Origin of the sequence: Sphingomonas sp. ID0503, assembly GCF_048565625.1 — a bacterium.
Classification (GTDB): domain Bacteria; phylum Pseudomonadota; class Alphaproteobacteria; order Sphingomonadales; family Sphingomonadaceae; genus JBLZUR01.
In genome coordinates, this window is sequence record NZ_JBLZUR010000002.1 from 2748078 (window position 1) to 2771009 (window position 22932).

The 22932-nt window shown below is 64.6% G+C and carries 20 protein-coding genes; 9 read left to right on the plus strand and 11 right to left on the minus strand.

Translation table 11 applies throughout. The features are described 5' to 3' along the window. The first annotated feature begins 90 nt into the window (after window positions 1-90). Window positions 91-660 carry a ClpP family protease gene (locus tag ACM608_RS14455; RefSeq protein WP_419684087.1) on the plus strand — a complete coding sequence of 190 codons (570 nt, stop codon included), beginning with the start codon at window positions 91-93 and terminating at the stop codon, window positions 658-660. Here the strand turns inward: ACM608_RS14455 and ACM608_RS14460 are convergent. Genes ACM608_RS14460 through ACM608_RS14470 form a run of 3 tightly spaced genes read right to left on the minus strand, consistent with a single transcriptional unit; the run spans window position 657 to window position 2835 of the window. Beyond that, complete coding sequence (locus ACM608_RS14460; protein WP_419684089.1) at window positions 657-935, minus strand: DUF3325 domain-containing protein; 279 nt, start codon at window positions 933-935, stop codon at window positions 657-659. The genes ACM608_RS14455 and ACM608_RS14460 overlap by 4 nt on opposite strands. After that, entirely contained in the window at window positions 932-2473 is a 1542-nt protein-coding gene (locus ACM608_RS14465; RefSeq protein WP_419684091.1) for a PepSY-associated TM helix domain-containing protein, read from the minus strand. The genes ACM608_RS14460 and ACM608_RS14465 overlap by 4 nt, the downstream gene beginning before the upstream one ends. Next, a complete protein-coding gene (locus ACM608_RS14470; protein WP_419684093.1) occupies window positions 2470-2835 on the minus strand; it encodes a hypothetical protein in 366 nt (121 codons plus the stop codon). Before ACM608_RS14470 ends, ACM608_RS14465 begins: the two co-directional genes overlap by 4 nt. 111 nt (window positions 2836-2946) lie before the next feature. Between ACM608_RS14470 and ACM608_RS14475 the strand changes: the two genes are divergently transcribed. Further along, window positions 2947-3126: a hypothetical protein gene (locus ACM608_RS14475; RefSeq protein ID WP_419684095.1), complete on the plus strand. Its 180-nt coding sequence runs from the start codon at window positions 2947-2949 to the stop codon at window positions 3124-3126. Between the two features lie 4 nt (window positions 3127-3130). On the opposite strand, the gene ACM608_RS14480 is transcribed toward ACM608_RS14475, so the two are convergent. After that, entirely contained in the window at window positions 3131-3316 is a 186-nt protein-coding gene (locus tag ACM608_RS14480) for a hypothetical protein (protein WP_419684097.1), read from the minus strand. A gap of 664 nt (window positions 3317-3980) precedes the next feature. On the opposite strand from ACM608_RS14480, the gene ACM608_RS14485 reads away from it, so the two are divergent. The 4 genes from ACM608_RS14485 to ACM608_RS14500 all read left to right on the plus strand — a co-directional run bounded on the left by ACM608_RS14485 (window position 3981) and on the right by ACM608_RS14500 (window position 11286). Continuing rightward, entirely contained in the window at window positions 3981-6344 is a 2364-nt protein-coding gene (locus ACM608_RS14485) for a GH12 family glycosyl hydrolase domain-containing protein (RefSeq protein WP_419684099.1), read from the plus strand. A gap of 123 nt (window positions 6345-6467) precedes the next feature. Next, a complete protein-coding gene (locus ACM608_RS14490; RefSeq protein WP_419684101.1) occupies window positions 6468-7565 on the plus strand; it encodes a glycosyltransferase family 2 protein in 1098 nt (365 codons plus the stop codon). 67 nt (window positions 7566-7632) lie between these two features. After that, on the plus strand, window positions 7633-9948 hold the full coding sequence (locus ACM608_RS14495; RefSeq protein ID WP_419684103.1) for a WD40/YVTN/BNR-like repeat-containing protein: 2316 nt from the start codon (window positions 7633-7635) through the stop codon (window positions 9946-9948). Between the two features lie 99 nt (window positions 9949-10047). After that, window positions 10048-11286: an O-antigen ligase family protein gene (locus ACM608_RS14500; RefSeq protein WP_419684104.1), complete on the plus strand. Its 1239-nt coding sequence runs from the start codon at window positions 10048-10050 to the stop codon at window positions 11284-11286. A gap of 5 nt (window positions 11287-11291) precedes the next feature. Here the strand turns inward: ACM608_RS14500 and ACM608_RS14505 are convergent, their stop codons facing one another. Then, window positions 11292-12377, minus strand: coding sequence for an acyltransferase family protein (locus ACM608_RS14505; protein WP_419684106.1), 1086 nt, complete (start codon window positions 12375-12377; stop codon window positions 11292-11294). Window positions 12378-12581: 204 nt separating this feature from the next. Between ACM608_RS14505 and ACM608_RS14510 the strand changes: the two genes are divergently transcribed. Both ACM608_RS14510 and ACM608_RS14515 read left to right on the plus strand, forming a co-directional pair. Beyond that, window positions 12582-13664, plus strand: coding sequence for an acyltransferase family protein (locus ACM608_RS14510; RefSeq protein WP_419684108.1), 1083 nt, complete (start codon window positions 12582-12584; stop codon window positions 13662-13664). Window positions 13665-13764: 100 nt separating this feature from the next. Further along, window positions 13765-15366, plus strand: a complete 1602-nt coding sequence (locus tag ACM608_RS14515; RefSeq protein WP_419684110.1) for a glycosyltransferase family 39 protein — start codon at window positions 13765-13767, stop codon at window positions 15364-15366. Window positions 15367-15430: 64 nt separating this feature from the next. On the opposite strand, the gene ACM608_RS14520 is transcribed toward ACM608_RS14515, so the two are convergent. From ACM608_RS14520 to ACM608_RS14530, 3 genes are read right to left on the minus strand one after another with little or no spacing between them, the layout of a single operon-like run. Then, window positions 15431-17539 (minus strand): GumC family protein, encoded by a 2109-nt coding sequence (locus ACM608_RS14520; RefSeq protein WP_419684111.1) that lies wholly within the window; start codon window positions 17537-17539, stop codon window positions 15431-15433. Between the two features lie 56 nt (window positions 17540-17595). Then, complete coding sequence (locus ACM608_RS14525; RefSeq protein WP_419684112.1) at window positions 17596-18951, minus strand: outer membrane beta-barrel protein; 1356 nt, start codon at window positions 18949-18951, stop codon at window positions 17596-17598. A 2-nt stretch (window positions 18952-18953) separates the two neighbouring features. After that, on the minus strand, window positions 18954-19526 hold the full coding sequence (locus tag ACM608_RS14530; RefSeq protein WP_419685225.1) for a polysaccharide biosynthesis/export family protein: 573 nt from the start codon (window positions 19524-19526) through the stop codon (window positions 18954-18956). A 203-nt stretch (window positions 19527-19729) separates the two neighbouring features. Between ACM608_RS14530 and ACM608_RS14535 the strand changes: the two genes are divergently transcribed. Beyond that, entirely contained in the window at window positions 19730-20860 is a 1131-nt protein-coding gene (locus tag ACM608_RS14535; RefSeq protein WP_419684113.1) for an acyltransferase family protein, read from the plus strand. 22 nt (window positions 20861-20882) lie between these two features. On the opposite strand, the gene ACM608_RS14540 is transcribed toward ACM608_RS14535, so the two are convergent. The 3 genes from ACM608_RS14540 to ACM608_RS14550 are packed head-to-tail and all read right to left on the minus strand — an operon-like array spanning window position 20883 to window position 22926. Continuing rightward, window positions 20883-21947, minus strand: coding sequence for an acyltransferase family protein (locus tag ACM608_RS14540; RefSeq protein ID WP_419684115.1), 1065 nt, complete (start codon window positions 21945-21947; stop codon window positions 20883-20885). After that, window positions 21941-22483, minus strand: coding sequence for a glycosyltransferase (locus tag ACM608_RS14545; protein ID WP_419684117.1), 543 nt, complete (start codon window positions 22481-22483; stop codon window positions 21941-21943). The genes ACM608_RS14540 and ACM608_RS14545 overlap by 7 nt, the downstream gene beginning before the upstream one ends. Further along, complete coding sequence (locus ACM608_RS14550; protein WP_419684119.1) at window positions 22471-22926, minus strand: UDP-N-acetylglucosamine--LPS N-acetylglucosamine transferase; 456 nt, start codon at window positions 22924-22926, stop codon at window positions 22471-22473. The genes ACM608_RS14545 and ACM608_RS14550 overlap by 13 nt, the downstream gene beginning before the upstream one ends. Window positions 22927-22932: the final 6 nt, after the last annotated feature.

Consider the following 22932-nt stretch of genomic DNA (forward strand, 5'->3'; position numbering starts at 1 on the left):
CCATCAACACTCCGCTCGGCGGAACGGTGCGTGCGGCGGAACCATCGCCTATTCCACCGGTTTGCGGGGCCGAACGAGATTGGGAAGACGATGACCACAGGCATTCTGACGCCACAGGACTTCCGCGCGCCGGCCATCCTGCTTTCGGGCACGGTCGACTATGCGATGTACAACAACTTCCGCGCGCAGCTCGACAATGCGCCGCAGCAGGGGCTGGTGATCGTCGAGCTGTCCACGCTGGGCGGCGATCCGGAGGTCGCGCGGATGATGGGCGAGGACATCCGCTTCCATTCGGACATGACGCCGGAGCGGCGCTTCGTCTTCCTGGGCAAGGCGGCGATCTATTCGGCCGGCACAACCTTCATGAGCTTCTTCCACCGCTCGAACCGCTATCTGACGCGCGGTGCGCGGCTGATGATCCACGAGCGGAAGCTGACCAAGACGCTCAACATCGAAGGGCCGCTGACGACCTGCATCGCGAATGTGAAGGCGACGCTGCACGAGATCGAAAGCTCGATCGTCATCCAGAACGAGGGGTTCGAGAACCTGATCCGCGATTCGAGAGTGACGATGGACGAGGTGCTGCAGAAGGCACCGTCCAACTGGTACATCGAGGCGCAGGAAGCCAAGGCGCTGGGGCTGATCGAGGAAGTGCTCTAGCGCTTTTCCCGTTCGCAGCGAATGAGGCGGAAGGCGACGGTGAAGGCCGCACCGACCGTGAGCATGCCGAAGATCTCGACCGCTCCGTATGCGCCGAGCAGGGCGATCGAACCTGCCGCACAGAGTGCGAGGGATGCCCAGCCGGCGATCGTGATCGTCCGGCTGTGATCTGGGGCAAGGCGGCGATCGAGGAGGTCGTGCTGGTAGCGGCTATTGCCTGCACAGAGGCAATAGAAGCCGGCTGCGGCGAGCACGAGGAGCAGGAGGTGGATCATGCCGCCACCGCCTCTCGCCGGCGCACGCGCGCCGGGGTCGCGGCCAGGCGATGCCTGCCTGCCTTCCGCGCGGCATAGGCGAAGACCGCAGCAAGCGCGAACATCGTCAGCTCGAAACCGACGAACACACCGTCGCCTTCGCTGAGGCTTTGCGGGAGAGTGCGTCCTGTTTCGATCCAGCTGACCAGCGGGACGAGTGCGAACAGGGCGGCGGCAAGGGTCAGAAGCTCGGTCCAGCCGCGCCTTGCGGGACGCGCAAAGGCCCAGAGCGCCGCGACGCCCCAGGCGATGAACAGGCTGTTGACCTCCCAACGCCCGCGCCCGGCTTGCTCCGCCGGGATCAGGCGGTTGGCGAGGAAGTAGACGGCGACGCTCGCGGGGAAGCCGGCGATGGTGGCGACGTTGAGCTTCTCGACCAGCCGGAAGCCGAAATGCGGGTGAGCCGGATCGGGGAGCTTGGCACGCCGCTTCACCGTCCAGAGGATGAGGCCCGTCGCGGTCATGGCGCAGCCGCCCAGCCCCGAGATGAAGTAGAGCCAACGCAGAACCGGCTGAGCGAAACGCGCGGTGTGGAGGCCGAGCATCACGCTCTCCGTCTGGGCGGCCGCCTGACGCGGTGCCTCGCGGGCGATCTCGCGGCCGGTCACGCCGTCGAAGGTGATGCTGGTCGCGCGGGCCGACAGGCGATCCTCCGCGCTACCGCGCAGGATAACCTGCGCCGTCTTGTCACCCGCGTTCAGGATACGCGCGGAGCCGATTTCCTGACCCAGCGTGCTTTCCGCCGCCGCCGCCATCGGCGCGATCGGTGCGAGCGGTCGCGCCTCGCCGCTCTTCTCCGGCGGGGAGGGATAGGGGTAGACGGCGTCGTAGAACTTCTGCGGATCGGCGTAATTCGCGACCATGCCCCAGGGCATGTACATGGTCGCCATGGTCATGAGGCCGGTATAGGTGATCATGATGTGGAACGGGAGGACGAGCACGCCGGTCACATTATGCGCGTCGAGCCAGCTGCGCTGTCCCTTCCTCAGCCGCATCATGAAGAAGTCGGCGAAGATTTTCTTGTGAGTGATCACGCCGCTCAGGATCGCGACCAGCATCAGCATGGCGGCGATACCGACCGTCCAGCGGCCCCAGAGCCAGCTGACGCCATAAAGCTCGAAATGGAAGCGATAGAGGAACTCGCCGCCCCGCGTCTCCCGCGCGGTGATCCTGTTGCCGCCAGGGTCGAGTTGCGCCTGTTCGAAGCCGCCGTCCGCGTTCGACCAGAACAGCTCGATCGCGGCACCACGATTCCCCGGCAACGTGATCGTCCAATCGGCCGTGTCCTTCGCCTCGCGCGCGAGCCAGCGGGCGGCGTTCTCGATCATCTGCGGGCGGGAAGCGGCGGAAGCGGCGACCTCAGGCTGCATCCAGCGGGTGATCTCCTGCCGGAAGACGGCGCTGGTTCCGGTCACGAAGATCACGAAGAGCAGCCAGCCGAACAGCAGCCCCGCCCAGGTGTGGAGACAGGCCATCGACTGGCGAAGGCTCTCCTTCACAGGCGCCCTCCAGCCGCGATCAGCGCCCAGCTGGCGAGGCCCGCCACAATTCCCAGCCCGCCGATCAGCGCCCAGGCCTTGAGCGGATGGCGGACGGCGAATGCGGTCATGGCGAGGAACGCGAAGATCGTAAACGAGAGGAACGTCGCGGCGATGGAAGCCCCCGCCGTCGTACCCGGCAGGATACGCGCGAGCAGAATGACGGTGGCGGCGGTCGCGGCGTAGTTGAGCGGAACGGCGGCCAGGACACGGAACAGCACGCCCGCCCGATCCCGCGCCCGGCTGGCGCGAACCGTCGGGCCGAAGCTGCCTCTGCGCACCACGTCCATCGTCCCGCAAACCCCTGCCCGGCCGAATGCCATGCGGCGCTCAATGACAGTAATGCGACTGATTTGCAATTAGGTGGGTTACGGCCTCCGGAACCGACGCGGTGCTTCGCCGTTTTCGTGGCGAGCGGGCGATGGGAGAGCGTTATGCGAGTCCTGATCGTTGCTGCCGCGATCCTGAGCGGCGCCGGTGCCGGCACGGTGCTCGGCCAGGCCACCGTCAATGGTCTTCCCGAACCCGAGACGCAGAACTGGACTGCCGTCGAAGATGTCAGTGAGTTCCCCGAGCGATCCGGTCCGGCCTACCCGGCCGGACCGGCATGGTGATGGCTCAGCGCTTGCCGCGCAGAGTGTTCAGAAGCGCAATGCCGAGGACCCCTGCCAGCGCCGCAGAGGCGAAGGGGCGATCCTTGGCGAAGGCCTTCGCCTTTTCGAGATAAGGAGCCGCGAAGTCCGGAACGGACGCTGCGGGCTTGGCATCTTGGGTGGCGGTCGGATCGGCTGGGGCGTCTGACATGAGGCTTCCTTTGCGTTGTGATCGGATCGCCGTAACGATCGAACAGCAACGAGGTGCCCGGCATTATTGTCGCGGCGAACGTTCGACTGCCCGCCACGTGAGAAGTCAGGCAGCACGCATCGCCAAAGCGTGGTGGACACGCGACTCGTAACGGAGCGCCTTGCTTAAATGGCGTTCACGCTCGCCGAAGGACGGTGCCGAATATGCGAGCTCCCGCTCGGCCCGAGCGCGCTCCTCACAATAGAATGCGATGATGGACGTGAGCATCTCTTACCTCTTTGTTCTCTTTCTCAAGCGTGGCGCTGTCCTGCACCCGCCTCTCCCGGATCGTCAAAGCAACAAATGTAACTTAGTTCCTTGTTCCATACTTAGCGGCTCGTGACTACGGATTCGTCAACGTGTACGCTTAACGGCGTTGCTAACAGACGGCGGCAAAACTCACGGGATCGCGACGAAATCCACCAAATCCGCGACACCGTCGTTCGACCGCGTAATACTTTTTTACTAATAGGCTCGTAGTGACGCGTCGCGGCTCGGGGGAGTCGCAGAAGGACCAGCGTCGTAGCAGCTGGGGGGAACCAGCGGCCGTCAGAGACCCGCCACATGGCCGTCCGGCCGTGCGGACTTTGCGCGCGCATCTCCCCACCGTGGATTGGAGTGGCAGATGTACGTCAACGCGAAGAATCGTGCGCTCGCGCAATCCGCAGCATGGAATGCATGGCCCGGCGCCGCAAATGCGGTGGGCGCATGGCGTTATGGCACGGCGAAGAACGAGATCTTTTGGGCGGCTTCGGCAGATCGCATGGCGGGCGGCCGGGGTGATGACACCTACAGTCTTTGGTTCGACAACACGACCGTTTTGGAAAAGGGCGGCGAGGGCATCGATACCGTCAACGTCAACTTCTGGGGCAGCTATACGCTGACCGCCAATGTCGAGAACCTGTTCCTGGTCTGCGCCGGTGCGATCGGCGGGACCGGCAACGCGCTGGACAACATCATCGCCGCGGGCACCGCAGGGGCGACGCTCAACGGCAGGGGCGGCGACGACGTACTGGTTGGCGGATCGGGGGCCGACACCTTCGTGGTGAAGGCCGGAGAGGGCTCCGATGCGATCGAGAACTTCGCGCCGGGCTGGGACATCATCAAGCTGCAGGGCTACGGCATCACCGGTTGGTCGCAGATCGCCTCGCTGGCGCATCAGACCGGCGACGACCTGACGTTCCATTTCGCGAATGGCGAAAGCCTGGTCGTCCGCGACACAACCCTTGGCGACCTCACTCCCACCGACTTCGGCCTGCCCAGCATCCCGCCGCCTGCAGCGGGTGGGTCCATCGTGCTGTCGGGACCGACCAAGTCCGGCACCGCGCACGGCTGGACCGTCGTCAACAACGTCTGGAACCCCGGGCCGTTGGTGTACGGCACCGACTATACCATCAAGAGCTCGTACACAGTAGCGGACATGACCGCGAACACGATCTTTTCCTGGACATTCCCAGCCGCATCCGCGGGAAGCAACATCATCCGCGCCTATCCGGAGGTAACCTTCGGCGACTCGCCCTATCGCTCCCATGACAATCACAACGATGGCGGCCTTTTCCCGGTACAGGTCGGCAAGCTGCGTGAGTTGATCGCAGATTATTCGGTCGATTTTGGAGGAAATATCGCGGGCTTCAATGTCGCGTACGACATCTGGTTTACGGATGTGCCCGGCGGCAAGAAGAAAGACGTTTCCAACGAGATCATGGTCTGGGTCCACAAAGGCGGGGTGGTTCCATTTGGCACGCTTCTCGGCACCTACACCGACGGGGACTTCTCCGCGCAGGTCTACCACAAAGGCACCTACACGGCCTTCGTCACCGACCAGGACATGCCGTCCGGCAAACTCAACATCATGGGCCTGATCGATTACCTGAAGGGCCACGGCTACATGACGGACAGCGAGTATCTCGCGTCGGTCGAGCTTGGATCTGAGATCGTATCCGGCTCAGGATGGCTCTCAATCGAGAACCTCGACTTGAAGATGAAGGCGATCGGACACGGTGGGTCGATGATCATCGGCGACATCACCGGCTCCGGAGCGACCGTCAGCACCGTCGCTACAGAAGCGTTCGGCTACGTCATGGGCACCGAACCGCTTTACGATCTTGCGGGCACATTCGACGGCAAGACCGTGACCGACCTGGACACCGGCGGCGCGGTGCGCATCCGTCATTACGCGGCGGATGGTGCGCTGACCGGAACGGACCTGATCACCCAGAACACGGCCGGGGCAGAGGTCACCAAGCACTATGATGCGGGCGGCACCCTGCTCGGCAGCGAGATCACCAGCGTCAAGGGCGGCGTCGAGTCCGTGCTCAGCTATATGGCGTCCGGAAGTCTCGCCGGGTCCACCACTGAGCGCACGGATGCGAGCGATCGAACCGTGCTGGCCAAGTACAGCGCGTCTGGAGCGCTGATCGGCACGGACATCACGAGCACGAACGCCGCAGGTGTCACCATCACCCAGCATTTCAACGCGTCCTGGGGCGTGACGGGTGCGGACAAGCAGTGGACGGATGCCAAAGGCGTTACCACGATCACCCACGCGGCTGCGAGCGGGGTGGTCACCAGGCAGGAAGTGTTCGGCACCATCGGCGCCGACCAGTTGTCGTACACGGCCAAAGCCGCGACGGAATTCCACGGGGGCGCGGGTGCGGACACCATCCTTTGCGGTGCGGGCGCCGACCGGGTCGTGCTGGACGCTACGCTCGGATCCGGAAACGTGGACCGGATCAAGGGATACTCCGCCGTCGCCGACACCATAGTCCTCGACCATGCCGTGTTCGATCGGGTCGCGATCGGCACCTTGTCGAGCGCGGCCTTCGTCGCCGGCACCGCCGCCGCCGATGCGAACGACCGCGTCATCTACGACAAGGGAACGGGCATCATGCTCTTCGACGCTGACGGCAAGGGCGCTGGTCTGGCCGTGATGATCGCGCAGGTGGATGCCGGCACGACCCTGACCAACGCCGACTTCGTCGTCATCTGATCGGGAGCGGCGCGCGCTCTCTTTTGCTGCATCGCAGCAGGAGCTCACCCGCCTGTTCGCTTGCGCAAAAAAATGATTGGCGATACGGCTCGCGCAGCCGCACGGACGGACGGAGTGTTGTTGATGGGCTCGGCTGAGCTTGCGATTATCGTTCCGACGTTCAAGGAACGCGACAATATCGCCGGCGTGATCGAGGCGGTGGATGCCGCCCTGCCCGGCGTCGCCTGGGAAATCGTTTTCGTCGACGATGATTCGCCCGACCAGACGGCTGAGGTCGTGCGCGAGCATGCCCGTCGCGATCCGCGCGTTCGCGTGGTTCATCGCGTCGGACGGCGCGGGCTGTCCTCGGCCTGTGTCGAAGGTGTACTCGCCACCGCCGCGCCGATTATCGCCGTCATGGACGCCGATCGGCAGCATGACGAACGCGCGCTGGTGAAGATGCTGGAGGTGCTCCGCACCCAGCCTGTCGATCTGGTCGTCGGCAGCCGCTATGTCGACGGCGGCGGCATCGGCGATTGGGATAAGAAGCGGGCGGCGATGAGCCGGTTCGCGACGCAGCTGGCCAACCGCATCACCGGGACGCCGATCAGCGATCCGATGAGCGGGTTCTTCATGCTGCGGCGCGAAGCGTTCATGGCCGCATTGCCAGACCTGTCGAGCATCGGGTTCAAGATCCTGCTCGATATCGCCGCCTCCACGCCGCAGCCGCTGCGCATCGCCGAGGTGCCCTACGAGTTCCGTTCCCGCGTGCATGGCGAGAGCAAGCTCGATTCGGTCGTGCTCTGGGAATATCTGCTACTGCTGCTCGACAAGGCGATCGGCCATATCGTGCCCGTTCGCTTCATCAGCTTCGCGCTGGTGGGCGGCAGCGGCGTCTTCGTCAGCATGACGGTGCTGTTCGTCCTCTTCAAAGGGCTGCACACGACATTCCAGTTCGGCCAGACCGTTGCCACGATCGTGGCGATCACTACCAACTTCCTGCTCAATAACGCGCTGACCTATCGCGACCGCAGGCTGAAGGGTTGGAAGCTGTTCCTGGGGTGGCTCACCTTCAACCTGGTCTCCGCCGTCGGCGCGATCGGCAATGTCGGCATCGCTTCCTACGTGATGGACTATAAGCACTATCACGGGTCCTGGATCGTCTCCGCCCTGGCCGGCATCGCGGTGGGCGTGGTCTGGAACTATGCGGCTTCAGCGATCGTCACCTGGCGCAAGAAGTGATCCGGGGCGCCCCCGTCGGGGCGCGCCCGGATCACGCGCGCAGCTGACCGCCTGGCGGATCGCTCTGGTGGGGATCGTCGCCGCAATCGCCCTCGCGGCCACGCTGCTCTGGGCAGGACGCGGCCCGGCCGAGCCGCTCCGTACGCCGCCCGCCGCCTCGCCTGACGGCAAGCCGGTGAAGGACGAACGCTACCTCTGGCGCCCGGTCGCGATCGGCGCGGGCGGGTTCGTGGTCGGGCTGTCGGCGGACCGCGCGGGCAAGACCTTCGTGGCTCGCACCGACGTCTATGGGGCGTATATCTGGCAGCCGAAGGAGGACCGCTGGGACCAGCTGGTCACCGCCTCCGCCATGCCGGAACGCTTCCGCACGCAGGCCGGGCTGACCGGCGGCGTCACCGCGATTGCCGTCGCCCCTTCGGATGGCCGCAGGCTGTACATGGAAGCGGGCGGCACCGTCTTCCACTCGGAGGATCGTGGCGCGCACTGGGCAGCACCGGAAAACGGCCCCTTCCCTGTCCAGATCGGCCACATCGGTAATCTGATCCATTACGACCCGATCCTGACGATCGACCCCGCAAACCCCGACCTGGCCCTGTTTGGAACGCCGTTCGACGGCATCTGGCGGACGGCGGACGGCGGACGGACCTGGCAGCGCGCGGAGGGCATCCCTGCACCACTCGTGAAGCCCGGTGACGCGGCAAAGGGTGCGGGCACCCCGATCTGGTTCGTGCCCGGCACGGCGGAGATCTGGGCAGCGGTGCCCGGTCAAGGCCTGTTCGTCTCCCGCGACGGCGGGGCAAGCTTCACCGGCATGGGCGCGGGTCCGAAGACGCTGGCGGGTGGCGCTTTCACGAAGGACGGCAGCTTTTTTGGCGCGGATCCGGTCGCCAAAGCGCTGTGGCGGCGGCAGGGCGGCAGCTGGACCAACCTGACAGCCGAAGGCCTGCTGGACGCACGCAAATTCGGCACGGTGGCGGTGAACCCCGCCGACGGCGCCATCTTCACCTTCGATCAGGCCGGACGCGGCTGGCGTTCGACCGACCAGGGCGCAAGCTGGCAGACGCTCAGCCACAATGCGGCGGCGGGCGAAGGCGATCCCCCGTGGCTGCACGTCGCGGACCAGAGCTACTTTGCCACCTCCCAGGTGATGTTCGATCCCGTGCGGCCGAACCGCTTGTGGGTCTCGGCCGGCACGGGCGTCTTTTACGCCGATCTCGACGGATCGCGGACGATCGACTGGATCAGCCGCAGCCGGGGCATCGAGGAATTGGTGACCAACGACGTGATCCAGCCGCCGGGGCTCGCCCCGCTCTTCGCCGCATGGGACTTCGGCATTCATGTGAAGCCGGACCTCAACCGCTTCTCCACCACCTACGGCCCACGCGAACGGGTGATCATCGCCGCGCAGCAGATCGTCTTCAGCCCCGCCGACCCGAAGATCATCATCACCAACGCATCGGACACGCGGCCCTGCTGCTCCGAGGACGGCGACGCGGTGATGGCCGGGTATAGCGAGGATGGCGGGCAGAGCTGGCGCAAGTTCGCGAGCCTGCCGACGCCGCCCGGCACGCAGGCGGACGACCCCTGGCGCATGTCGTTCGGCACGATCGCCGTCTCATCCGGTGATCCCGACAACATCGTCTGGGTGCCGAGCTTCAACCGCGCGCCGTTCTACACCCGCGATCGCGGGCGCAGCTGGGAGCGGGTGAGCTTTCCCGGCGAGCGCCTGCCCTTCACCGGATCGCACCCCGCCAAGCACCTGCAGCGCAAGATCCTCGTCGCCGATCCGGTGCAGGCGGGCACCTTCTACCTCGCCCACAGCGGCAACCGCACCAACCCGCAGCTCGCCGGCCTGTGGAAGAGCGAGGATGGCGGCGCGCGCTGGACCCGCCTGTTCGAGGGCGAGATCGCGCCATCCAGCGGATGGGCGGCCAAGCTGCGCGCGGTGCCGGGCTTTGCCGGACACCTGTTCTTCACCTCCGGCGTGATGGGCAAGATGGACACCCGCCTCCGCCGCAGCATCGACGGCGGCGCGACCTGGCTGCCCCTGAACGGCATCACGGAGGTGGACGACGTCGCCTTCGGCAAGGCGGCACCGGGCGCCGCATATCCCACCATCTTCGTCTCCGCGAAGGTCGATGGCGAATACGGCATCTGGCGGTCGGTGGATGAGGCGGAGAGCTGGCAACGCGTCGGCGGTCTCCCCCTCGACCGGCTGGACCGCGTCACCGTCCTGGGCGCAGATCCCGACGTGTTCGGCCGCGTCTATATCGGCCTGATGGGCTCCAGCTGGGTCTACGGCGAACCCGCGCATTGCGCGGTGAAGCCTGTCGTGCCGTTCAGTGCGAGCTTGTGCCTCCCCGTTGTTGGGCAGCGGAACTAAGAGATGTCGCGTGGTGAGCTAGGCGCAAGAGCCGCATCCGGCGCGGGTCTGGATTACAGACGCGTTGCGACGCTGGTAGGGGCATTCCTCTTCCTGGGCATGACCACCTTCGGCGACTTCCTGCTGGGACAGGAGCCGTTTGCGACCTCAGATGGCAGCGGGAGTGGTCTCCATCAGTTGCTCGTCATCATCGGCTTCTTGGGCGCATTCGTAGGATGCGGCGGATTGAGCAGGCCACTGCGTCTGTTTGCAATGCCGCTCAGCTTGTTGATCACTCTGGCCTGGTGCTGGGCCAGCGTCATATGGTCGATCGCACCGGAGGTCTCCATCCGCCGGCTTGTCCTGGCAAGCGTCACCGTCACAACGGCCTTCATGCTCGCGCGGGAACTCGGTTACGACCGCATGGTCGCGATGCTTCGCTATTTCGTCACCGCAGCGCTCATCGCCTGCTTCCTCCGGATGATCATCTCTCCTTCGACCGGCATACAGCTGGCCAACGTAGGCATGGATGAGGGTTCTGCGGGAAGCTGGCGTGGGATCATGATGGACAAGAACACGTGCGGCAGCTTCTGCGCGGTCACGGCCCTCCTGTTCATATTCAACGGTCGATCCTTGAACACGGTTTTCCGCGTCGGCATGATTATCGCCGCCGTGTTTTTCCTGGTGAAGACCCAATCCAAGACATCGATGGGCGTTCTTGCGCTGGCGACGGTCGCGGGCCTCTGCTTCTACAAATACAATCCCACATACCGGCTTCTGCTAATCCCAGCCATGATGTGCGTTGCCGTGGCGGTCTGGATAATGGGTGGCCGTATGCTGATGCCATTCTACGCTGCGCTCTATGATCCGACTGCATTTACCGGTCGAGGTCTCATCTGGATCGCGCTTGTTCATAGCATTCGTGATCACTGGCTGCTCGGAAGCGGCTTCGGTGCGTTCTGGGGAACCGGCGCGAGCAGCCCGATCAAGCAGTACTCGACTTACGAGTGGATTCGAGACGGAGTGTCGGTCGGCCACAATGGATATTTGGACATATGGGTGCAAATCGGCCTTGTCGGCCTCGTTCTTCTCGTCCTATCGTTTATTGTGATCCCTACCGCCAAGCTGTTTTACAGGCACTTCGAAGAGAGAGGTGCTCCTAGCTTGTTGATCGCGCTGCTTGTTTTTTCTGTGGGAAACAACTTCACCGAAACCACATTCCTCAATCGCGACCTTTTCCTCAACGTAATCATGCTCTTGATTATCGCGCTTACCGATCTCGCGCCGCGTGCGGGCTCCCAGTCGACCGTAGTCGGTGGAGGCGAGAAGCGCGGACCTGCACTGCCAGGTAAGGTGTGACTGCCTCAGGCGCGGAGTGTATCAAGAGGAGCCGAGCGCCGAAGCCGAAGCCAACCCTCGATCCGTCGCCTGACCGCTTCATCGATCAGTGAGAGGGGAACAGCAACCAGTACGCATATCAGGGAGATCAGGAGAGCCTCGCTAGGTCCCGTCAGCCCACCCTTCGCCAAGAGCATGTGCAAGGGCAGGATCAAGGGATAATGTACCGCATACAGGGGGTAAGAGATGTCTCCGAGCGCGCCCAACGCCTTGGCTAGCTTACCCTCGACCCGGCATCTGATGCCGACGAGGAGCACGACCGGGAACAAAAAGATAGCGGCGAAAACGTCATAAAGCGGCCTCAGCGAGGGCGAGACCGGCGCCGACATCGCGGCGATCAACAGGAGTAGGGCACCCCCCAACCACAATGGTCGGATGCGGGGCGATGGAGGGGCTGACAACAGCCTGCCCATAAGTACGCCGATACCGAAGCCCCAGAACACCCGGGACACACCACCGAGGTACGTCTCCCATCTCACCCCGACATCAAGATCACCGGTTTGGACGGATGCGAAGATCATCCCGGCTGCTCCGGCAATACAGAGCACAACGATCGTCCGGCTCTTCGCCCGAAACAAGCCAATCGCGAAGACGAGGTTGATCATGACTTCCAATGAAAGCGACCAACTTGGGGCGTTCATCGGGAAGATGCTTGATAGCACCAGTGGCGTTGGAAGGAAGAAGAGATTGAACACCAGGGAGGTCAGTACCTCGCCGATGTCAGGTGCGCGCGGATCCTGCGTGATGATTGCCCCCGCAGCTCGCCCCAGCCCGATCAGCAAGCCGAGCAGAAAGAGTGGATAGAGCCGGACCAGTCGCACTTCGACGAACTGCCATAGGCTCATCGTGCTCCGAAGCCGCTCAGCATAGGCCCGTTGTACGACGAAGCCGCTAAGAATGAAGAAGAAGTCGACCGCGAGATATCCACCGGGAGCGAGAGGCAGCCCCAGCACCGACGCATGAAAGAACACGACCCAAATCGCTGCCACGCCCCGCATGCCATCCAGACCATAGTTCCGCTGCCGCAAACCGCCTTTTGCCGCAACTGTCATCGCCAACCTTCCCCGAGCTCTACGGGGCAGATACATGGTGCGGTGCATGGTGCATAGTTCGTCCGAGCTAAACCCCATTCTCACTCAGCTGGTGCGGTGAAGCGGTGCTAAAGTACGTCCACTTCCTAGCCCCGGGGTGCCCGCATATTGCGGGGCAGCATAGTGTAGCTCCGTTCGGCGTAATCAGGCGCCATCCGGGTTAGCATGTCCAGCAGCCATCGCCATCAGGAGATCGACGGGCTGCGCGGCATCGCAGCACTCTCCGTCATGCTCGGGCATTGGGGCGAGTTCCTGCGCAAGCAGAACGCGCCGGCCGAATGGTACGACTGGCTCGGGAAGGTCTTCCTGGAGTATTTCAGCTTCGGCCGGCTGGGGATCGTCGCCTTCTTCTGTGTCAGCGGTTTCGTCGTGCCCTTCAGCTTCAGGGGGCCGCAGCCGCTCGTCACCTTCCCGATCACGCGGTTCTTCCGGCTCTATCCCGCCTATTGGACGTCGATCTTCGTCGCCGCCGCCGTGTTCCCCCTATGCGGGCAGGAGCCGTTCACCGCGATCCGCATCCTCGTGAACATGACGATGCTGCAGATCGTGCTCGGGCAATCGCACATCATCGGCCCTTATTGGACGCTGTTCGTCGAGCTGATCTTCTACGGCGTCTGCTACGCGATGTTCGCTGCACGGCTGCTGCACAGGCCGTTCGCCAACTTCGTCGTGATGTGTATCCTCCTCGGCATTGCGCTTGCCGGCGGGTTCTACCGCTATGTCCATCCGGAGAACAATTTTGCGGTCGGCGTGCCCACCTATCTGGCGGCGATGCACTTCGGGACGATCGCGCGGCTGCACACGCTGGAGCATCAGGGCATGCCCCGCTGGCTTTACCCGGCGTCGCTCGCGATCCTGCTCGGCGCGGTCATGACCGCCAACACCGCCGCCTATTATTATGCGCAGAATGAGCTGGTGGGCTGGGTGGCGGCCGATGTCGGCTATCTGATCGGCGTCGGGCTGTTCCTGCTGGCCATCCACCGGCACTGGTTCTCCGGCCCGCGGCTCGCCTGGCTGGGGCTGATCAGCTATTCGATGTACCTGTTCCACATGATCGTGAAGCAGGTGTGCCAGGCGATCTGGCCCGCCGCCGTGCCCTGGGAGCTGGCGGCCGGAACGCTCACCCTCCTGTACTTCATGGTGACCATTCTCGTCGCGACCGTGGTGCATTCGCTGGTCGAAACACCGATGATCCGGATCGGCCGGTCGACCGAGCGGTTCGCGGAGCGGACGCTGCGCCTCGCATGATCGTGGCGAGCGGCTTGGACGACAGGCGCGGAGATCCTGAACCAGCAGGACGCCCCTGTCATCATGAAGACGGCACATCCAGGGACTGAGGTAGGGGCGTATGATCGATGTTGCGATATCCGGCCGAGCCGGCCAGCCCGCCTGGGAACCTTCCGCACGAACCGGCTGGCTGATCGCCGGCGCCATCACCCTTCTCGCCGCGATCCTCCGCTTCTATAATCTGGACGGGCAGTCGCTCTGGCTGGACGAGGTGTCGTCCTTCCGGAACTCGCGTGCCTATGGCGCGGGCGGGTTGGTCGGGCTGGCAAGGGCGGACCACATAGCCCCGCTCCATTCGATCGCCCTGTGGTACGCGACGGAGATCGGCGGCAACAACGCGGTCGCGCTGCGCATGCCGTCCACGATCGCCGGCGTCCTGACGGTTCCCGCGATCTACGTCGCGGCCGGGCGGGTGACGCGGTCGCGCACCACCGCGCTGGTCGCGGCCTTTCTGGTCGCGATCTCCCCCTTCGCCATCTGGTATTCGCAGGAGGCGCGCATGTACGCGCTCGTCCTGCTCTTCGCGACGCTCTACGTCGCAGTGGCATGGCCGGTGATCGAGCGGCCGCTGAAATGGTGGGAGCTTGCCACCCTTACAGCCGTGACCGCCATCGGTCTCGGCATGCACCACTACATGATCCTGGTCGGCGCGGCCTTCGGCTTCTACCTGCTGCTGCGCGGGCAAGCGTTCAAGGTGCGATCCTGGGCCTGGCTGGCGACGCAGGTGATCGCCTTCGCCATCTTCGCGATCTGGCTGTTCCTGACGCTCAACAAGCTGGGCAATGCGGCGGGGTGGGAGAAGCCGGCACCGCTACTGTGGACGCCATACACCTTCTACACCTTCATCGTCGGCTTCTCCTTCGGGCCGACCCTGCGGCAGCTCAGCACCGCAGCCGGAGACCCTGTCTCGCTGCTGATCCATAATGCGGAGGAGATCGCCGCAGCCGGGATCGCGACCGGCTTGATCGGCCTGCTGGGGCTGAGGCGCGCCTTGCGGACGGAATACCGCTGGGCCGGCATCTGGCTGCTGATGTGGCTTGCCGTGCCGATTACCTTGGCGGTGCTGGCGACCGTCGTCACCAACATCCAGTACAATGTTCGCTACGTCATCGTCTCCTACCCGCCGCTGATCATCCTGCTCGCCTTCGGGCTTGTCGAGGTGTGGCGACGCTGGCTGCGACCGGCGCAGGACGGGTCGCCCGTTTCACGCTGGGCCGGGCTGACGGGGGTCGCGCTGCTCGGCGGATGCCTGGGGCTCTCGCTCTGGAACAACTATCGAAACCCCGATTACGCCAAGGCGGATACGCGGAGCTTCGCGCGCTATCTCAAGGAGGGCAGGCCCGACGGCATCCTGCTGTGCGACAACAACCGTATCGTGAAAAGCCTGAACTTCTACGGCGCGCCCGTCCCCCCACTGCCGCTGCAGGTGGATTACCGCCATAGCTGGACCGACGCGGCCCATATCTGGGCGAACCTCACGAAGACACCCGCCGCCTACACAAGGCCGATCCTGCTGATCGAGTATCGGACATGGGAGGCGGACGCTCATCACGTCCTCCGAACCCAGCTCGACGCCCATGCCAAGCTGATCGACGTGCAGTCCTGGCCGGGGATCAGCCTGCGCCGGTATCAGCCGCTCCGTCCCGGCGCGCCTGCCGTCTGAACGATAGAGGGGTGCAGGTCAGGATGCCCCCGGCGGGTCCGTCGGCTCCTGACCCGCTGCCGGATCACGCCTGCTGATAGTAGGCGGCGAACTTCTTGCTATAGTACATCCCGCCACCCGCCTCGCTCAGCGGGTCGACCTTGGTGAAGACCGCGCCGATCACCTTGGCGCTCTCGGCCGAGAGCCCGGTCATGGCGCTGTCGACCGCAGAAGCCGGTGTGGAGGACCAGCTGGTGATCAGCACCACTGCATCCGCCTTGGCCGACACGGTGCGCGCATCCGCGAGACCGACGACCGGCGGCAGATCGAGCACGACATGGTCGTACCGGCCGGCCAGGCCGCTCAGCAGATTGTCGAACGCCTCGCCGCCGAAGAGGTTTTCGGAGGTGAAAGTCGGCTCCGCGACGCCGACGATGTCGAGATTGTCCACGCGGTCCGGCCGCACGACCTGATCGAAGCTGGCGGTGCCGCGCAGATATTCGACCAGACCCTGCGTCATCCGGATCTGCGCGAGCGTGGACACGGAGGCACGGCGGATGTCGCAATCGACCAGCACCGTCGTCCCTCCGTTCAGCGCCAGGACGCGTGCGAAGGACAGGGCCGTCGTCGTCTTGCCTTCTTCGGGCAGAGCCGAGGTGAAGGCGATGACGCGACGGGAAGGATCGGCGCGCTTGCCGACGATCGCCGATCGCGCGATCCGGAGCGACTCCGCCACGGCGGAGGTTGGCCGGTCGGCGACCACGTCGGCCGGCGACACGCCCTTCGGCGTCATCGGAACGGAGGCGAGAAGGGGAAGGCCGTACCTCTTGTAGAAGAAGTCGGCGTCGCGGACGCCCGTCTGCAGCAGTTCCTGCGCGATGATCACCGCGAGGCCGGCCGCGAGCGCCACGACGAGAGCGGTGATCGCCAGCATCTTGCGATTCGGGGCGCTCGGAGCGGTCGGCGCGACGGCGCGGTCGACGATCACCGCCTGAGCGATCTGGTTGCGCGCGCTCTGCTGGGTGTCGAGCGACATCTCCGCAAGCTTGTCGTAGGCGGCCCGCTTGCTGGCGGCGTCACGCTCCAGGCTCTGCGCCTCGACGCTCGCGCGGGTGTTCGCGGCCTGCTTGCCCTGCAGCCCGGAAAGATCACCGCGCAGGCTCGCCGCCCGTGCCTCGGATGCGCGTGCCGTGGCCTCCAGCGTGCCGATGGCCCGCCGCGCCTCCGCCTCGATCTGGGCATCGAGCGAGCGGAGCTGCTCGTGGACCTTCAGGCTTTCGGGGTGACGCTCGCCATAGCGCGAGTCGATCTCGCTGGCGTTGCGCGACACCTCCGCGCGCTGGGCGCGAAGGTTGGACACGACCGTGGAGTTGCGGACCTCCGACACGGCGTCGAGCCCGCCGCGCGCGATCTGCTGCCGTGCGACCGCCAGGTTCGACCGCGCCTCTGCAGCCTCGGCCTCGGCGCTGGCCAGCTGGGTCGAAAGCGGCGCCACCTGCTGGTCGGCGATGGTGCTGGCACCGGTTCCCTCAACGATGCCGGCGCGCGCGCGATACTGCGCCACCGCGTCGTCCGCGGCACGCACCTGCGCAGCGAGTTCGGCCAGTTGCTGCTGAAAGAACTTCGACTGGCGGGCGGCAGTGCCGGTGCGCGATCCGACGCGATAGTCGAGATACGCTTCCGCGAAAGTGTTCGCGATCACGGCGGACTTGACCGGCTTCAGCGACTTGTAGCCGACGTTGATGACGTAGGTCAGGCGGTCGCGCCGGACGTTCAGGCCCTTCTGCACGCGGCGGGCGATCGTGCTGAGACGATCGGCCTCTTCCAGCGGCGAGAGTGCCGGCGTTTCGAGGCCCTTGTTGAACTCAGGATCGTTCTGCAGCTTCAGCCGCTGAACCACGTCACGCGCCAGCTCCTCCGCGCCGAAGACGGTGACTTCCGTTTCGATCGCTTCCGAACCCAGGCTGAGACCCAGCTCGCGATTGGGCGCGTTGTTGCGCGCGGGATCGATCTGCACGCGCGCGGTCGCTTCGTATTTCGGGGGCAGCAGCATGACGCCGATCATGCCGATGACGAAGACGGCCAGCGACACGATCGCCATCGTCTTCCATCGCCTGCGGAGCATGACCAGGTTGCGCTTCAGCACCTCACCGGGGCTGTGGGACTGGGAAGAGGATCCCAGGGCGTAATCCATTATCGTCTCCGAGACTTTGCTGCGGTGCAGCAACCTAGAGGAAACATGCGTACATGTCAGCGCTGAAATGTGAGCGTCACTTCACCGCGCAACTCACCCAACGTGTCCCTGCCGAGCACGTCTTCTGACTTGCGGTTCGAGTACGTTCCGGCCGCCGATAGGAAGGCGCTACGCGAGACGAGATACTTCCCGCCGCCGCTGATCCGATAGATGTCGTTGGTCCGGTCGACACCCTTGTAGCTCTGGTGCGAATACTCGCCGCCCAGATTCAGGATCAGGTTGCGCAGCAATTCATGATCTACCCGCACGCCGCCGCGCGTGTCGAAGAAGGCGGAATTGCTGAAGAGCGTCGCATCCTCGATCTTGCGGCTGGCCCGAAGGGTGACGGTCGTCAGATCGGAGTAGAAGTACTCGACCTCGGCCTCTGCGGAGAGGCCCCGGACCGCGTCGTAGGCCTCGCTCTTGAAGTCGCGCACCGTGTAGCCGAGGCCGATCGTACCCCGCAGGAAGGAAGCAAGGTCAACGCTGAGGCCACCGATCGCGCGGTATCCCTGCGACGACCGCTTCGGTATGCCGGCGGCGAGCGGCACGTCGTAAGTGATATTCTCGTAATTCAGCTTCGCATAGACGGACGCGCTCGGCGACAGCGCGAAATCGACCTGACCCGTCACGTTGTCGATCGTCCGGTCGCGACTGGCCTGGCTAAAACGGGTGCCGTCAGTGAACTTGATCGGCCTAAAGCTGTAATCGTCGCGTGTGTAGCCGAGCGACAGCCGCGTGCGGCCGAGCGAATATTGCCCGCGAACGGACGCCGTCGCATAGTCGTATTTGGACAAGGCGGCGATATTCGCGTCGACCTCGCCAGAGAACGGTGTCTCGAAGACACGTCCCGCCTGCCCCTCCACGCTCAAGGTCATCGCCGTCCCGATATCGAGCCGCGTCCTGACCGATCCGCGCCAGGTGTCCTCGTTGCGCGGCGTTTCATCGAAGAAGCGCCGGAAGCCGCCGGCGGCGCTGGCGCTCAGCGAATGGCGCGACCAGTTCGACTGAGCGCGGAGTGACGGACTGACGATCCCATAAAGATCGCCGGTCTTCTTGCCTTCCGAAAGATAGACGTTGTCGCTGCCGCCGATACCGGCTTCTACCCGGGGGTAGAGCATGAAGCCGCCCGCCCGGATGCCGAGCGCATCGTAGTCGGGGCGCGGGCGATCGGCGACGGCGACATTGCGGCCCCGATCGTATCCATACGGCACGGCGGGAACGGTAATCAGCTCGCCGGCCTGCTGCGCGTGGACCGGCATCGCCACACCCACGCTCAAGCCCGCCGCAGCCAGAACAAAGCGCACGGGCACGCTTCGGGCGCCGGCGCCAAGCTTGTCGCCGTTCCCGGCGCGGGTCGCGAACCTTGCCAAGGTCAGAAGTACCGCTCACCCAGGCGCAGGGTGTCGCCCGGCAGGACCCGCAGGTCGGGCGTCAGCTTGTACGGCACCTCCTCGCTGGCGCCGTCGCGACGGATATAGACCATGTGCTGGTTGGCGCGGGGAGTGAACCCCTGCGCCGTCGCGATCGCGTTCATCGCGGTGAGGCCGTTCACGAACGGGTAGTTCCCCGGCGACTTCACCTCCCCCAGGATGTAGAAGGGACGGTAGGTCACGACTTCCATGCTCACCTTGGGATCGCGAACATAGCCGCCCGCCAGGCGCTGGCCGATATCGGCGGAGACCTCCGGCAGGGTCTTGCCGAGGGCGGGCACCGTCCCGATCAGCGGCAGGGAGAGGTTCCCGCTCGAACCGATGGTGAAGTCGCCCGAAAGCGTGTCTTCGTGGAAGACGTTGATGCGGACCTTGTCGCCCACGCCGAGCTTGTAATCCTCGGACGCCGCGCTGGCCGATGCGACCCGGTCACCCGTGGGCTGGACGGTGGCGGGGGCCGAGCAGCCCGTGAGAGCGAGCGCGCAGACGAATGCCGACCATCCTGTCGATTTCATATCAGCCACCCCGAACCGGTCTATCCTTGTGCCGCGCAGCATAGTGTTACGGCTCCGACGCGGCAAGCCTGCCACCAATGCGCCTCCGGGCCAGAAATCTCTCGTCACGTCGCACCGCAGCAACGCACTGAATGCAACGACTTGACTTTCATCGCGCCAGCACGAGAGCGTTGTTCGGCGAAGTAGTCGGGGGACTGAGCCGAATGTCGAGGGATCCAACCGGGGAGGCGGGCGCCAAGCCGCGAGGCTTACTACCGGGTATCCAGCTGCTGCGCGGCTGCGCCGCTGCACTGGTGGTTCTCGCCCACGCGAACGGCATGATGGGTCACCCGCCCTATTTCGGGGTGGATCCGTACCAGATGCCGGACGTCGGGGGTTTCGGCGTTACCGTCTTCTTCACGATCAGCGGTTTCATCATCGCAATCGTTTCGCTCGACCATGCGTGGCAGCCGACCATGACGGTCAACGAATACGCCCGCCGCCGCTTCACCCGGATCGTGCCGTTCCTGTGGCTCTGCACCATCGGCTACAACATCTTCACCTATATCGGCACGCGGGAGATGGACTGGGCCTCGATGCTCCGCGCGCTGGTGATCTGGCCAGTCGGAGAGCTGAAGCCGAACGTCCTTTGGTCGCTCCGGCACGAATTCCTTTTCTATGTGCTGTTTGCGCTGACGATGATGGGCGGCCGTCGGCATCTGGGCCTCCTCGTCGCATGGTTCGTGACGCCGCTGGTGCTTTGGACCGTCCTGCTGCCCTTCCCGTACCAGACGACACCCTGGCATCCGTACAATATCGAGCTGCTGAAGGTGGTCTTCTTCGGCAGCGAATCGGCAGCGAACCTGCAGTTGGGCGTCGGCTTCCTGCTCGGAATGCTGTGGCTGAAGGGGACGAAGGCGCTGGGCGAATGGCTGCCCGGCGGGCTGACCTTGTGCCTCATCCTGTCGATCATAGGCGCCGCGATCGTCACCTATGTTCCGTTTCCGCCCGGCCTCGCCCGCACGCTCCTGTGGACGGCCCTGGCGGCGGTGATCGTGACCACCGGGCTGGTCGCGCAGGGGAGTGACAGCTTCCTGCGCAGGGCGGGGGTCCAGCTCGGCAACGGCTCCTTCTCGATCTACCTCGTTCACAACCCGATCCTGCTCATCCTGCTGGAACTGTCGAAGGGACGGACGGAGATGATGGCGCCGATGCCGTTCCTGGTGATCTTCACGCTGGTGGCGATCGCCGGTGGCATGGCTGTCCACTATCTGGTGGAACGCCCGCTCATCGCGGCGCTGTCGGGCAAGAAGCGGTTCTTCCTGCGCGGGATTCGCGCCAAGACCCAGCCCTAAGCGACCTCTCCGATTGCGAGGTTCAGACGGTCCCGGCAGCCGCCTGTAGCGGAGCGTGATCGCGACGCAGCCTGCGGTTCAGCGGCGCTTCGATCAGGATGTAGACCGCCATGCCTACCGCCAGCCCGGCGAAGGTCGCCAGCGCCATGCCCGGGACGAGGAGACTGGGCGCAAGTCGACGTATCAGCGCTGTCACCGCCCCGACGCCGAACATGTGCCACAGGTAGATCGAATAGCTCGCATCGCCGGTGAACAGGATCAGCCTGGGAAACCGGGTCGATGACGGCAGCGTGCTCAAGATCATCGCCTGCATGGCGCAAGCGATAATCAGCGCGAGCTGCGTGAGGTCGTTCTCCTTGATCGGCTCGTAGAACCAGGCGATCACGGCGATGATCACGGCACTGGCCGCGGCCAGCGCGACCTGCGCATTGCGGTCCAGGGCACGGCCATGCCTCGCCCAGAGCGCAACCCACATCCCCGCGATGAAGGCGATCGTATCGACGCGCGTGTAGAACACCGCCGGCGCACTGCTGAACGTGAAGACCTGGCCGGCACCATAGAAGGCGAATAATACGGCGCTGACCGCCAGCGCCCGCATCTTCGCGGTCAGCGGAAAGGCGAGGGCAAAGATGAGATAAAAGAACATCTCGAAATTGAGCGTCCACCCCAGGCGGAAGAAGGGGAAGATGCGCCCATCCGAGTAGTACGGAATGAAAAACATCGATTTGAGAATATGTTCGATGTCGAAAGCCGTGGTCTTGAACGCGCGCGCTGCGACAATGGTGGTCACCGCCACGACCAGCGTGACCAGCCAATAGAGCGGCACGACCCGGCGGATGCGATGACGGAGAAATCGCGCCGGATCGAAAGGTCCGCTGCCTGTCGACGCGATCATGATGAAGCCGCTGATCACGAAGAAGAGCGTCACGCCGTAGCGTCCCAGCAGATGGGCGACGCCCGGCGCACCGGGAAACGGATGGGCGATGCCATGGGTGATCACCACCGCGACGGCAGCAAGACCCCGTCCCGCGTGGATTCCTGTCAGCCAATGACACTTCTGTGTTGGAGCTTGGGACGTGCTCACCACAAGGACCTGACCATCCTGGCGGCGCGCGAGATCAGCGAGGGGCTCCGCACATCCTGATCCACGAAGGCCTTCAGTTCCGCGACGAACTGAGGCAAGGCGCTGTCGGGCGTTGCCGCAGCCGCATCAAGCTCAGCGCTGCGGTCGAGCAACTGGCGCAACGCGACCTCGTCATAAGCGACGTAGATGCCCGCCGCACCCTCGAAACGCCGCGCGGTCGCCATCTGGTGGCCGTTGCGATGCTCGCCTCGCTCATGATCGCGCGGCATGATGATGAGGGGGGTCGAGGCCTCCATGGCGCCGAGGATCGATCCCATCCCGGCATGGGCGACGATCAGCTCCGCCTCCGCCTGCAATCGCGCGAACTCGTCCGGAGAGATCAGATCAAAGGTCTTGAGCGCCTCCGGCTTGTAGCGCGATGGGCCGATCTGCGCGACGATGTCGTCGCGGCCGGTCTCCTTCGCCCACAGGTCCACGACCCGGGTGAGGCGATCGAAGGGAAACTGGGTCCCGACCGACAGCAGGATCAAAGGACGCATCCCATATAGGTCAGGCCCGGAGCCGTCCCTGAAAGATGCTTCCACTGGGTCAGCCAGAGGCTCGCGACTCGCCCGGCAAGCTTGCCGGAGAGAGAAAGTTCCTCCGAATTGGCGACACTGTCGATCCACACCGTGCGTGCGCCGAGCAACCCGCCGACCTGCAGCGCCAACAGGCCGGGAGCGGCTCCCGTGGTGACGAGGACATGCGGGCGATAGCGGGCGATCAGGACGACCAGCCGCACCAGCAGGATCAGCAGCTTGAAGACATCGTTCCGCGATGCGTCGGGCACGATTGCGACGGGGCGATCGCTATTCGGCGCAATAGCGCCCTTCATGGTCGTGACGTACTGAACCTCATGCCCCTCGAACGCCTTGCTCAATCGGCAAAGCTGCACCCAGTGCCCTCCCGCCGAGGCAACCAGCAGGATGCGCTTTCTCGTCATGACATG

What these genes read in the sequence shown, in the direction of transcription:
- ACM608_RS14455 (WP_419684087.1), top strand. Translation starts at nt 91, where the DNA reads ATGACCACAGGCATTCTGACGCCACAGGACTTCCGCGCGCCGGCCATC.
- ACM608_RS14460 (WP_419684089.1), bottom strand. Translation starts at nt 935, where the DNA reads ATGATCCACCTCCTGCTCCTCGTGCTCGCCGCAGCCGGCTTCTATTGC.
- ACM608_RS14470 (WP_419684093.1), bottom strand. Translation starts at nt 2,835, where the DNA reads ATGGCATTCGGCCGGGCAGGGGTTTGCGGGACGATGGACGTGGTGCGC.
- ACM608_RS14475 (WP_419684095.1), top strand. Translation starts at nt 2,947, where the DNA reads ATGCGAGTCCTGATCGTTGCTGCCGCGATCCTGAGCGGCGCCGGTGCC.
- ACM608_RS14480 (WP_419684097.1), bottom strand. Translation starts at nt 3,316, where the DNA reads ATGTCAGACGCCCCAGCCGATCCGACCGCCACCCAAGATGCCAAGCCC.
- ACM608_RS14485 (WP_419684099.1), top strand. Translation starts at nt 3,981, where the DNA reads ATGTACGTCAACGCGAAGAATCGTGCGCTCGCGCAATCCGCAGCATGG.
- ACM608_RS14490 (WP_419684101.1), top strand. Translation starts at nt 6,468, where the DNA reads ATGGGCTCGGCTGAGCTTGCGATTATCGTTCCGACGTTCAAGGAACGC.
- ACM608_RS14500 (WP_419684104.1), top strand. Translation starts at nt 10,048, where the DNA reads ATGACCACCTTCGGCGACTTCCTGCTGGGACAGGAGCCGTTTGCGACC.
- ACM608_RS14505 (WP_419684106.1), bottom strand. Translation starts at nt 12,377, where the DNA reads ATGACAGTTGCGGCAAAAGGCGGTTTGCGGCAGCGGAACTATGGTCTG.
- ACM608_RS14510 (WP_419684108.1), top strand. Translation starts at nt 12,582, where the DNA reads ATGTCCAGCAGCCATCGCCATCAGGAGATCGACGGGCTGCGCGGCATC.
- ACM608_RS14515 (WP_419684110.1), top strand. Translation starts at nt 13,765, where the DNA reads ATGATCGATGTTGCGATATCCGGCCGAGCCGGCCAGCCCGCCTGGGAA.
- ACM608_RS14520 (WP_419684111.1), bottom strand. Translation starts at nt 17,539, where the DNA reads ATGGATTACGCCCTGGGATCCTCTTCCCAGTCCCACAGCCCCGGTGAG.
- ACM608_RS14530 (WP_419685225.1), bottom strand. Translation starts at nt 19,526, where the DNA reads ATGAAATCGACAGGATGGTCGGCATTCGTCTGCGCGCTCGCTCTCACG.
- ACM608_RS14535 (WP_419684113.1), top strand. Translation starts at nt 19,730, where the DNA reads ATGTCGAGGGATCCAACCGGGGAGGCGGGCGCCAAGCCGCGAGGCTTA.
- ACM608_RS14545 (WP_419684117.1), bottom strand. Translation starts at nt 22,483, where the DNA reads ATGCGTCCTTTGATCCTGCTGTCGGTCGGGACCCAGTTTCCCTTCGAT.
- ACM608_RS14550 (WP_419684119.1), bottom strand. Translation starts at nt 22,926, where the DNA reads ATGACGAGAAAGCGCATCCTGCTGGTTGCCTCGGCGGGAGGGCACTGG.